Raw genomic sequence first — 10073 nt, forward strand, 5'->3', positions numbered from 1 at the left:
GCTTGTTGATGCCCTAAGATCACTTAGTCGTCGCCTGCGAGCTTCAATTTTCTAAGTGATTTCAGCTATATAGCGCACACGACTGGACAGCTTGCCTCGACTGTGGCCTCTCAACATCAGGGAAGCTCGCAAGCGTTTGTTTTCTAGTCGTTTCATCGGTGGTCTTGGATCGGGGGCAGAGTAGTGATCGATGAATCAGCTACCCATGTGCGATCGACCATCCGCTACGACGGACCTGCCTTGGACGGCCACGAAATGGACATCCAGGAGCTGGCCCCTGCCCTGCTTTCTTTGGCTGACCTGATTCAGATTGCGAATAAGAAGTTCAACGGGTCGCACGCGTCCATCAAGGTCTTGGTCAACGCTGATGTCGATCAGCGATGTTTCATGCTGGACATTAGCTTGGTCCAGACCTTCTTCGATCAAGCCAAGACCTTCCTAGGCATCGAGGATGTCAAAACGGCGAAGGAGATTGCCGAATGGGTCGGCATCCTAAGCAGTGGCGGGATGGGCCTGTTCGCTACGCTAAGATTTCTGTCAAAAAACAAAAGGGCGGCGGGCATCTAGAGATTAAGGACGTCGGAGATGGCAATGTCATCATTAGCGGCAACGGCAACACGATAACCGTTCGCCGCGAGGTGGCAGCTTTGGCGCAAGAGCCACGGGCGGTCGAAAAGGCCAAGGCTGTCATGAAGCCGTTGGAGCGAAAAGGATACGAGAGCCTATCGTTCCTTGAGGATGATCGACCGGTTGTGGAGATTTCTCAGTCCGAGGCGAAAGCTATTGGCGATCTGCCCAACCAGCCTCTCAGTGACATCCCGGTAGAAAGCGTCTCGACCATCCGTGGCCAAGTGAGAATCAAATCGGCCCAATATGAAGGGAACGCGCAATGGGCGTTCCTGTGGAACGGCAGGGCTATCAGTGCGGAGATGATCGATAGCGCCGTCGAATGGGTCGCTGCGTTCCAGCAGAACGACATCTATGCGCCGCCAAACAGCGTCCTTGACGTCACCATGGTGGAAACCGTGGAGCTTGATCCCGACGGGATGGTGATCGGCAGGCCAAGCTACAAGGTCGTGGAGGTGCACGGAGTAGCGCCCCCGCCAAAACAGATTCCGCTGTTCTGATCCAGTTGTGGGCACCGGTGACTGGGACGATTTCGCCGTGGCTTCCCACTGTGGCTTCTCCCTAGGGCGCGAACGGCCCCCAACGCCCCTCCATGCCGCTTTGACACAGCCTAACTCTCTCAAATACCTGTTTTTTAATGTCTTTCTTCGATCACTTCTGCTTGCTGTTAATCACTTGGTCGTTGGTTCGAATCCAACTCGGGGAGCCATCATTTCATCGCCGCCTGCCCGTTAGTCGGGATAGCGCCGTCGCGGTGGATCGCAGCGGCATTCGAAGCGGCCTTTGACTTGCGCATTGACGAAGCTGCCGGCTGACTCGGCGTCGCACAGCGCGTGGTAGAGCTCCGCCGGCACGTCCGAATAGACGTAACGGCGGCGTCCCGCGAACCAGATGCTCAGCTCGCGCGTGGCAGGGTTGTACGCCACTCGCTCGATCGCTGATGAAGCGCGCATTTCCTGAACCGGCATGACCACTTAGCGCGCGAGCGAATCGCGGCGTTCCACCGCTAGCGTCGAACCGAATCGGATTCGCGCCAGGACGAATCGGAACGCTGATCAGGAGCGGCGGTTGAGTCCGCCATGGCCCCGCTCCCTCCTCTTTTGCGCGAGCGCGCCAACCGTCTTCGCGTAACGGCGCCGGCTCTGCCGGAGCGCTCTCATTTCCACGTCTGCCCGGCCTGTGGCCAGCAGGTAGACCGGAGGAGATTGGGCGATGTCATCCACCACGAGACCCCGGCGCACGCGCCGCTGCCTGGCTAACATCGGTCAGACTTGGACCCTTTGCCAGAGCCTGTCGTTAAGGCTGCTCACGGAAAGGATCGCGATATGCTTCTCAGATTGGCCACGCTCGGCGCGCTCGGTTACGCTGCGTATAACTATTACACCAAGAACCGCGAGCAGGTGGACGGCACCCTGCGCCGGCTCACACAGGGCGGAAGCTCGGGTACAACTTCGTCGAGCGCTTCCACCGACAGCAGCGAGGGCGACCAGGGTGTCGATCTCGCAGGCGGCCCGCTCAGCGGCAGCGCGCAGCTTGTGCACGCGGGCGAAGGACCGGTCGCTTAGCCACCGATCAGCAGGCGCCCGCCGACCCAGATGGTCAGCGCGGCAGTCAGCCAGCGGATGGCGGTCTGCGGCAGGAAGCGGACCGCCAGCAGGCTGCCGACCTGGCCGCCAATCGCCACTGCGATCACCAGCGGCAGACCTAGCGAAATCGCCTCGCCCATCCGCTCGGGGCCGTTCTTGATCAGCTGGCCGCCCAGCCCGAACAGCGAATTGACCAGAATGAACAGCGCCGCTGTCGCCGCGACCGCGCGAGCGCTGTTCCAGCGCGTGAGGTGCAGTAGCGGGGCGAGGAAGATGCCTCCGCCGATGCCGACCAGCCCCGCGAGATAGCCGATCGGCGCCGCCGCCAGCGGCATCCAGCGCGCGACACGGGTCGGCGTACCTTCCGGCGTCGGTGCCTGCGGAACCAGCAAGGTCAATCCGGTGAGGACGAGGCTCACGCCGAGCAGCGTCAGGAACGCAGCCTCCTTGATCGGGGTCAGTCCGCCCAGGAACGCCGCCGGCGCCGCGATCGCGGTGAGCAGCGCCGCGCCGCGCCATGGGGTCAATCCGGCGCGCGCGAAGCGCACTGTGCTGCCGCCCACCACGACGATATTGCACGCGAGCGAGAGTACCGGCAGCAGCTGATAGTCGAAGCCAGAGAGCGCCAGCAGCGCGCTGTATGTGGACCCGCCGCCGAAACCGACCGACGCATAGAGCAACGCGGTGAGCGCGAAGGCGGCGGCGAGCAACGGCATCGTCGCTGGCACTACCATACGGCATGCGGCATGCTAGCCCCGCGAACTGGAGGCGCGGGCGATGGAGTTTCCGGACATCGAGTTGGGCGGCGACCTGGTGCGTGCGGGCCTCGGAGAGGCTGGCGTCATCGCGCAGATCACCGCCGACGCCTTTCGCGACGATCCGTTCAACCGGTGGCTGTTCGGCAGCTATCGCGGGATGGCAGGCGTGTTCGCGGCGCTTGCGCGGCACGTCTATACCCGGCGCGGGTTCTGCTACCGGCTGGGCGATCAGGGCGCGGCGATGTGGATGTTGCCGGGAGGCGATCTTGAGCCGCCCTGGATGGCGATGCCGGCGCTCTATCGTGCCGTCCTCCTCCACAGCACCAGCGGTGCGCTCAAGCGGACCGATGCCGCGGTTGCGGGCATGAACCGGCACCACCCGACCTTCCCCCACGCCTACCTGTTCACGATCGGTGTGCGGCCGCAGGCGCGCGGCCAGGGCCACGGGCGGAGGCTGATCCAGCCGGTGCTCGACGCATGCGACGCGGCGGGCCTGCCGGCCTATCTCGAAAACTCGAACCCGGCGAACTGCGGGTTCTACGGCAGTTGCGGGTTCGAGCGGCAGGCGATGATCGAGGTCATGCCGGACGCGCCGCCGTTGGAGGCGATGCTAAGGCAGCCGCGGTAACGCGAAAATGCTCGTCATCCCCGCGAAAGCGGGGACCCATCTCCCGCCGAAGCGTGAAACGCAGCCTCGGTGATGGGCACCCGCTTTCGCGGGGGTGACGGGCATGATTGGGGCAGACGTTAGCTTACGCCGGAGCCTTCGCCCCAACCGCTCCGTGGCAGTGCTTGTACTTGTTACCCGAACCGCACGGGCACGGCGCGTTGCGGCTGATGTCCTCGCCCGCCCACGGATTGTCCGCCACTCCTCCGGGTCCGGCCTCGGCCATCGGCGATCCGGCGAGCGAGCCGAACAGCGCCTCGCGCGTGCGCGATCCGTCGCCGTCGTTCGAATCCTCGATCCCCAGCAGCGGCTCGATGTGCCCGGTCAGGAACTCCGGCAGATCGGGCAGCGCCAGCGGCGCCTGCGGAGCGCTGAAGCGGAATTCGCTCCGCATCAGGATCGTGGTCACGTCCTCGCGCAGTGTTTCGAGCATGCGCTCGAACAGCATGAACGCCTCGCGCTTGTACTCGTTGATCGGCTGCTTCTGCGCATAGGCGCGCAGGAAGATCACCTGGCGCAGCGCATCCAGCGTCGAGAGGTGCTCCTTCCAGTGGTGGTCGAGCCGTTCGAGCAGGATCTGCTTCTCGATCCGCTTCCACATGTCGGGATCGGCGTCGGCGATCTTGCGCTCCATGACCTCGTCGGTCATCGCCTGCAGCCGTTCCTCGAGCATCTCGGGCTCGACGTGGTCTTCCTCGACCCATTCCTCGAACGGCGCTTCGACCCCGAGCACGTCCATCGCGCGCTGCTTGAGGCCCGCGATGTCCCACTGCTCGGGATAGGAGCCCGGAGGGCACGCCTCGCCCACCAGCGTGTTGACCGTGTCGTGGCGCATGTCGGCGACCACCTCGTCCACCGCGTCGGCGTCCATGATGTCGGCGCGCTGCTCGTAGATGACCTTGCGTTGGTCGTTCATCACGTCGTCGTATTCGACGACCTGCTTGCGGATATCGTAGTTGCGCGCCTCGACCTTCTTCTGCGCGGTCTCGATCGCCTTCGACAGCCACTTGCTGCCGATCGCCTCGCCATCGGCGAGGTTCGAGTTCATCATCCGGGCGAACAGCGTGTCCGGCCCGAAGATGCGCAGGAGGTCATCCTCCAGGCACAGGTAGAAGCGGCTGAGGCCGGGGTCGCCCTGGCGGCCCGAGCGGCCGCGCAGCTGGTTGTCGATGCGGCGCGATTCGTGGCGTTCGGTGGCGAGCACGAACAGACCGCCCGCTTCCAGCACCTTGGCGCGCTCGGCGGCGACCTCGGCCTTGATGCGGTCGATCTCCAACGGACGCTTGGGGTCGTCCTCGGCCAGGTCCTTGAGCTCGTCCTCGATCCGGAACTCGACGTTACCGCCGAGCTGAATGTCGGTTCCGCGGCCGGCCATGTTGGTGGCGATGGTCACCGCACCGAGCCGTCCGGCCTGGGCGACGATGTGCGCCTCCATCTCGTGGAAGCGGGCGTTCAGGACCGAGTGCTTGACGCCCTCCTTCTCGAGGAATTCGCTCAGCAGCTCCGACTTCTCGATCGAGACGGTGCCGACCAGCACCGGCTGGCCGATCTGCTGCTTCTCGGCGATCGCCTTGGCGATGGCCTGAAACTTGTCCTGCGTGTTCTTGTAGAACTCGTCTTCCTCGTCGATCCGCTGGACCGGCACGTTGGTCGGGATCTCGACCACGTTCATCTTGTAGATGTCCCAGAACTCACTCGCCTCGGTGGCGGCGGTGCCGGTCATGCCGCTGAGCTTGGGATACATGCGAAAATAGTTCTGGAAGGTGATCGAGGCCATCGTCTGGTTCTCGGGCTCGATCTTGACGCCCTCCTTGGCTTCGACCGCCTGGTGCAGGCCGTTGGACCAGCGCCGCCCGTCCATCATGCGGCCGGTGAACTCGTCGATGATGACGATCTTGTCGTCCTTCACGATGTAATCGATGTCACGCTTGAACATCACATTCGCGCGCAGCGCCTGGTCGAGATGGTGGACGACCTGGGTGTTCTCGACGTCGTAGAGGTTGGGCGTGGTCAGCAAGCCGGACTCCGCGAGCATCGCCTCGATCTTCTCGGCGCCCTCCTCGGTCCACGAGATGCTCTTGGCCTTCTCGTCCGCTTCGTAGAAGCTCGGGTCGATCGACTTCACGATCCCGTCGATCGCGATGTAGAGGTCCTGCTTGTCCTCAGTCGGGCCGGAGATGATCAGCGGCGTGCGCGCTTCGTCGATCAGGATCGAGTCGACCTCGTCGACGATCGCGAAATTGAAGGCACGTTGAACCATTTGTGCGCGCTCGTGCTTCATGTTGTCGCGCAGGTAATCGAAGCCGAATTCGTTGTTCGTGCCGTAGGTGATGTCCGCGCCGTAGGCTTCGCGTCGCTCGAACTCGTTGAGATTGGGCACGATCACCCCGACCGTCAGGCCGAGGAACTTGTGGATGCGGCCCATCCAGTCGGCGTCGCGGCGGGCGAGGTAGTCGTTCACGGTGACGACGTGGACGCCCTTGCCCTCGATGGCGTTGAGATAAGTGCCGAGCGTTGCGACCAGCGTCTTGCCCTCACCCGTGCGCATCTCGGCAATCTCGCCCCGGTGGAGCACAATACCGCCGACCATCTGCACGTCGAAGTGCCGCATGCCGAGCACGCGAACCGACGCTTCGCGCACGGTGGCGAAGGCTTCGGGCAGGATGTCGTCGAGGGTGCTGCCGGCGGCGAGCTGGTCGCGGAACTTCTGCGTCTGCGCGGTGAGCTCGGCATCGGAGAGCGCCTGGATCTGCGGTTCGAGCGCGTTGATCTGGCGGACAATCTTGTCGAGCGACTTGACGTAACGGTCGTTCGAAGACCCGAACAGGGCCTTGGCGAGGTTCTGAATCATGGGAGTGGCCTGACGGCTGGAGGTACGGATGCGCGCCCCGCCCGCGCGCGAGCGCAGGTGCGGAGCGTCAGATTACGGCGCGATGGAAGGCGGCGTTACTCGAACGCGCGGTCGGGACCGAATTGTACCGTCGGGATGTAGATGACGATCGGCTTGCGCGGCGCACAGCCGGGCTGCGTGATCGTCTTGCCCTGGGCATTCACCCGCTGGGGCAGCGCGCTGCAGGCGGCCTGCTGCGAGCCCTGCGGCGCGGTCGTGCTGTTTTCAACCTGGTGGCCGAAATCGAGCATCATGCGCGCATGCGCCGGCGTGCCGGTGGCGGCAAGCCCGGTGATGAGCGCAAGACAAGCGAGGATGCGACGCAACATAGCGCGGGTCAGATAAGCTTTGGCGGCCATCTCGTCCACCCCCCAGTGAAACGCGGTTACATTACATCGAACTGTGCACTGCCTTAGCGGCGCGCGCTGAACGAAACTTGAACGCAAGGCCCTTATTGGGCCGATAAGCGAAAAAAATCAGTCGGAAAGCTGGGTCCGCTCGGTTTTGAAGGTCATTGTCGTGACGCTGCGGACCGGTTGGCCGTCCTTGTCGGTCATCGGGCTGATGGCGGACTTGGGAATGTTTGCGCAAGCTGCCGCGCCCGGGCTGACCATCTTCCCCCCGGGCCCGGACACAGGCTCGGAATCCGACAGAACCTCGCAAGACGAAACGGAGCCGTCTTTTTCCACCACGAAGCGATATGAGACCAGCATGATCGGTGGAAGCGTACGCGCCGTGTCGGGGATTTGCCACCGGACCGAGCTCGACCAAGTACCGGCGATGGCTTGGCCAGCCGAATCCTTGGCGGGAGTGAAGCGGGCGCGGGCGCGGATGAGTTCGCAAGTGGCCGTGTCGAGATGTGCGTTCCCGCTGCTCTCCTGAACGGTGCAGTCGGTCACGCTGCCGTCTGCAGCCACACCCAGTACGAAGCGAACTACCCCCTGAGCCTCCTCGCGCAAAGCCGCAGCGGGATAGTCGTTTGCGGTGACCCATGTGCCCGGATTCCCCGTGGGCCGCGGCGCCGCCGGCTCGGCTGCGACCGCGGGCGCGGTGCTGAGAAGCAGCGCTGAGGCTGCAAGGCTTTGGATTCGCATAGCATATTGGTGCAATAACTCGCGCCGTCCGTAAAGGGCTGCCCCCCAGTTGCAGGGGCTTTCGCGCAAGCTTATGCGCAGCCGCGATGGACCTGCACCGCTCCCCCCTCGCCCGCGCTTTCCCGGCAATGCCGAAAATCGCCGGCGTCACGGCCCGCGTGGCGCGCGCCGGGTACAAGGATTGGGGCCGCTGCGACCTGACCTTCGTCGAACTGGATGAAGGCACCGCCGTCTCAGGCGTGTTCACCCGCAACGTGTGCTGTTCGAGCGAGGTGGAGTTGGGCCGCGAGCAAGCGCGGCTCGGCAAGGCGCGCGCGCTGATTGTCAATGCGGGCAACTCGAACGCCTTCACCGGCTATCGCGGGCGCGAGGCGGTCGAAGTGATCATGGCCCAAGTCGCCGATCATCTAGGCTGCGCGCCGAGCGAAGTGTTCGTCTCGTCGACCGGCGTGATCGGCGTCCCGCTGCCGCAGGACAAGGCGCGCGAGGGACTCGCTGCCGCCTTCAATGCACCTGAGTGCTCGTGGGAGGAAGCCGCCGCAACTATCGGAACCACCGACACTTTCACGAAAGGCGCAGTGGCCACGGCGGTGATCGGCGACAAGACCGTCTCGCTCGTCGGCATCGTAAAGGGCAGCGGAATGATCGCCCCCGACATGGCGACCATGCTCGGCTACATCTTCACCGATGCCGCAGTCGAACCGGCGTTCCTGCAGGCAATGCTCTCTGCCGCGAGCGACGCGACGTTCAACTGCATCACGGTCGACAGCGACACCTCGACCAGCGACACCGTGTTGGCGTTCGCCACCGGCAAGGCGGGCAATGTCCCCCTCGCCTCGGTCGACGACGCGGGTTCCGACGCATTTGCAGCCGCACTGCACGATGTATGCAGACAGCTTGCCCACCTGGTCGTGCGCGATGGCGAAGGTGCGCAGAAATTCATCGAAGTGGCCGTCACCGGCGCGCAATCCGACGAAAGCGCGCGCAAGATCGGGCTCGCGGTAGCGAACTCGCCGTTGGTGAAGACCGCGATCGCCGGCGAGGATGCGAACTGGGGCCGCGTGGTGATGGCGGTCGGCAAGGCGGGCGAGCCGGCAGACCGCGACAGGCTCTCGATCGGGTTCGGCGGGACCTGGGCGGCGCGCGATGGCCAGCCGCTAACGGATTATGACGAGGCGCCCGTCGCCGAGCATCTGAAAGGCCGCGAGATCATGATCCAGGTCGATCTGGGCCTCGGCGAAGGCCGCGCGACCGTGTGGACCTGCGACCTCACCCACGGCTACATCGCGATCAACGCCGACTATCGGTCGTAATGAGCGCCCTCGACGAGGAAATGCTCGCGCTGCTGCGCTTTGCCGCGGAGCGCTCGATCATGCCGCGCTGGCGCAACCTCGCCGCGGGCGATGTCGAAGACAAGGATATCGACGATCCGGTGACGATCGCCGACCGCGAGGTCGAAGAGTTCCTGAGTGACGCGCTCACACGCCTTGCGCCGGGGTTGGCGGTAGTCGGCGAAGAGGCCGCGCACGCGGACGCATCCGTGCTCGACCGCCTGTCCGGCGCCTGCTGGATCATCGACCCGATCGACGGCACCAGCAACTTCGCCAACGGAACCGGCCATTTCGCGACGATGGTCGCGCTAGCCGACGCTGGCGAGGCGATCGCGGCGTGGATCTACGATCCCCAACGCGGCCGGATGTGCCGCGCGCGCAAGGGCGAAGGCGCGTTCGTCGACGATCAGCGCATCACCACGCGGTCGAGCGGTGCCGAGCCGCCGCGCCTGGCCGCCATGACGCGCTACATGGCGCCCGAACGGCGCGTGGTGTTCGAGACCAAGGTCGCGCCGCACTTCACATTGGTCGACGCGCCTGGCTGCGCCGCCGAGCAGTACCCGCTGGTCGCGTTCGGCGAACACGACATCGCGATCTACGAGCGCGTGCTGCCATGGGATCACGCCGCGGGCTACCTGTTCCTCAACGAAGCGGGCGGTCGCTGCGCCCGGCAGGACGGAACGCCCTACCGGGTCGACAGCGGCCGCAAGGGCATGATTGCCGCTGCGAACGCCCGGCTTTGGGACGATTTCACCGCGCGGCTCGACGCCGCCGGCTACGCGCCCGGCAAGTAGCGCCTAGAGCTCGCTTTCGAGCCAGCTCTTGAGCTGCATCTTGGGCGCCGCGCCGAGCTTCTGCGCGACCGGCTTGCCGTCCTTGAACAGCACCATCAGCGGGATCGACTGTACACCGATCGAGCCGGGGACGCCGGTGTTCTCCATGATGTCCATCTTGGCGATGGTCACCTTGTCGGACAGTTCGTCGGCGATTTCCTCGAGCGAGGGGCCGATCATCTTGCACGGGCCGCACCACTCGGCCCAGAAATCGACGAGCACGGGCTTGTCGGAATCGAGCACGTCGGACTGGAAGCTGGCGTCGGTGACGGCGATGGTCGGCATGG

Annotated in this window: 12 protein-coding genes; 6 read left to right on the forward strand and 6 right to left on the reverse strand. The window is 64.6% G+C overall.

The annotated features are described in order from the left end of the window. Positions 1 to 183 precede the first annotated feature (183 nt). Both ELY12_RS02525 and ELY12_RS02530 read left to right on the forward strand, forming a co-directional pair. Positions 184 to 567, forward strand: a complete 384-nt coding sequence (locus tag ELY12_RS02525) for an LAPAL motif-containing putative phage structural protein (protein ID WP_126175120.1) — start codon at positions 184 to 186, stop codon at positions 565 to 567. Next, positions 480 to 1127: an LAPAL motif-containing putative phage structural protein gene (locus ELY12_RS02530; RefSeq protein WP_126175121.1), complete on the forward strand. Its 648-nt coding sequence runs from the start codon at positions 480 to 482 to the stop codon at positions 1125 to 1127. The genes ELY12_RS02525 and ELY12_RS02530 overlap by 88 nt, the downstream gene beginning before the upstream one ends. 231 nt (positions 1128 to 1358) lie before the next feature. On the opposite strand, the gene ELY12_RS02535 is transcribed toward ELY12_RS02530, so the two are convergent. Further along, on the reverse strand, positions 1359 to 1595 hold the full coding sequence (locus ELY12_RS02535; protein ID WP_126175122.1) for a KTSC domain-containing protein: 237 nt from the start codon (positions 1593 to 1595) through the stop codon (positions 1359 to 1361). A 357-nt stretch (positions 1596 to 1952) separates the two neighbouring features. On the opposite strand from ELY12_RS02535, the gene ELY12_RS02540 reads away from it, so the two are divergent. After that, positions 1953 to 2192 carry a hypothetical protein gene (locus tag ELY12_RS02540; protein WP_126175123.1) on the forward strand — a complete coding sequence of 80 codons (240 nt, stop codon included), beginning with the start codon at positions 1953 to 1955 and terminating at the stop codon, positions 2190 to 2192. On the opposite strand, the gene ELY12_RS02545 is transcribed toward ELY12_RS02540, so the two are convergent. Continuing rightward, positions 2189 to 2929, reverse strand: a complete 741-nt coding sequence (locus tag ELY12_RS02545) for a sulfite exporter TauE/SafE family protein (RefSeq protein WP_126175124.1) — start codon at positions 2927 to 2929, stop codon at positions 2189 to 2191. The two genes, ELY12_RS02540 and ELY12_RS02545, sit on opposite strands and share 4 nt — an antisense overlap. A gap of 61 nt (positions 2930 to 2990) precedes the next feature. Here ELY12_RS02545 and ELY12_RS02550 point away from each other — a divergent pair, with 61 nt between their 5' ends. Further along, positions 2991 to 3599 (forward strand): GNAT family N-acetyltransferase, encoded by a 609-nt coding sequence (locus ELY12_RS02550; RefSeq protein ID WP_126175125.1) that lies wholly within the window; start codon positions 2991 to 2993, stop codon positions 3597 to 3599. 124 nt (positions 3600 to 3723) lie between these two features. Here the strand turns inward: ELY12_RS02550 and secA are convergent, their stop codons facing one another. The 3 genes from secA to ELY12_RS02565 all read right to left on the reverse strand — a co-directional run bounded on the left by secA (position 3724) and on the right by ELY12_RS02565 (position 7622). Next, a complete protein-coding gene (gene secA, locus ELY12_RS02555) occupies positions 3724 to 6489 on the reverse strand; it encodes a preprotein translocase subunit SecA (RefSeq protein ID WP_126175126.1) in 2766 nt (921 codons plus the stop codon). Between the two features lie 95 nt (positions 6490 to 6584). Beyond that, complete coding sequence (locus ELY12_RS02560; protein WP_164549381.1) at positions 6585 to 6896, reverse strand: hypothetical protein; 312 nt, start codon at positions 6894 to 6896, stop codon at positions 6585 to 6587. 108 nt (positions 6897 to 7004) lie between these two features. Continuing rightward, positions 7005 to 7622, reverse strand: coding sequence for an energy transducer TonB (locus ELY12_RS02565; RefSeq protein WP_164549382.1), 618 nt, complete (start codon positions 7620 to 7622; stop codon positions 7005 to 7007). A gap of 86 nt (positions 7623 to 7708) precedes the next feature. Here ELY12_RS02565 and argJ point away from each other — a divergent pair, with 86 nt between their 5' ends. Next, positions 7709 to 8935 carry a bifunctional glutamate N-acetyltransferase/amino-acid acetyltransferase ArgJ gene (gene argJ / locus ELY12_RS02570; protein ID WP_126175129.1) on the forward strand — a complete coding sequence of 409 codons (1227 nt, stop codon included), beginning with the start codon at positions 7709 to 7711 and terminating at the stop codon, positions 8933 to 8935. Beyond that, entirely contained in the window at positions 8935 to 9747 is an 813-nt protein-coding gene (locus ELY12_RS02575) for an inositol monophosphatase family protein (protein WP_126175130.1), read from the forward strand. The genes argJ and ELY12_RS02575 overlap by 1 nt, the downstream gene beginning before the upstream one ends. Positions 9748 to 9750: 3 nt before the next feature. On the opposite strand, the gene trxA is transcribed toward ELY12_RS02575, so the two are convergent. After that, the gene (gene trxA / locus ELY12_RS02580) at positions 9751 to 10071 is read right to left on the reverse strand and encodes a thioredoxin (RefSeq protein ID WP_126175131.1); all 321 of its coding nucleotides are present in this window, start codon (positions 10069 to 10071) and stop codon (positions 9751 to 9753) included. Between the last annotated feature and the right edge of the window lie 2 nt (positions 10072 to 10073).

Origin of the sequence: Tsuneonella rigui, assembly GCF_003958625.1 — a bacterium.
In the GTDB taxonomy this organism is placed as follows: domain Bacteria; phylum Pseudomonadota; class Alphaproteobacteria; order Sphingomonadales; family Sphingomonadaceae; genus Tsuneonella; species Tsuneonella rigui.

Excerpts from the sequence above, each read along its gene's own strand:
- trxA (WP_126175131.1), bottom strand. The coding sequence starts at position 10,071 with ATGCCGACCATCGCCGTCACCGACGCCAGCTTCCAGTCCGACGTGCTC.
- secA (WP_126175126.1), bottom strand. The coding sequence starts at position 6,489 with ATGATTCAGAACCTCGCCAAGGCCCTGTTCGGGTCTTCGAACGACCGT.
- argJ (WP_126175129.1), top strand. The coding sequence starts at position 7,709 with ATGGACCTGCACCGCTCCCCCCTCGCCCGCGCTTTCCCGGCAATGCCG.
- ELY12_RS02540 (WP_126175123.1), top strand. The coding sequence starts at position 1,953 with ATGCTTCTCAGATTGGCCACGCTCGGCGCGCTCGGTTACGCTGCGTAT.
- ELY12_RS02545 (WP_126175124.1), bottom strand. The coding sequence starts at position 2,929 with ATGCCGTTGCTCGCCGCCGCCTTCGCGCTCACCGCGTTGCTCTATGCG.
- ELY12_RS02575 (WP_126175130.1), top strand. The coding sequence starts at position 8,935 with ATGAGCGCCCTCGACGAGGAAATGCTCGCGCTGCTGCGCTTTGCCGCG.
- ELY12_RS02550 (WP_126175125.1), top strand. The coding sequence starts at position 2,991 with ATGGAGTTTCCGGACATCGAGTTGGGCGGCGACCTGGTGCGTGCGGGC.
- ELY12_RS02530 (WP_126175121.1), top strand. The coding sequence starts at position 480 with ATGGGTCGGCATCCTAAGCAGTGGCGGGATGGGCCTGTTCGCTACGCT.
- ELY12_RS02535 (WP_126175122.1), bottom strand. The coding sequence starts at position 1,595 with ATGCCGGTTCAGGAAATGCGCGCTTCATCAGCGATCGAGCGAGTGGCG.
- ELY12_RS02565 (WP_164549382.1), bottom strand. The coding sequence starts at position 7,622 with ATGCGAATCCAAAGCCTTGCAGCCTCAGCGCTGCTTCTCAGCACCGCG.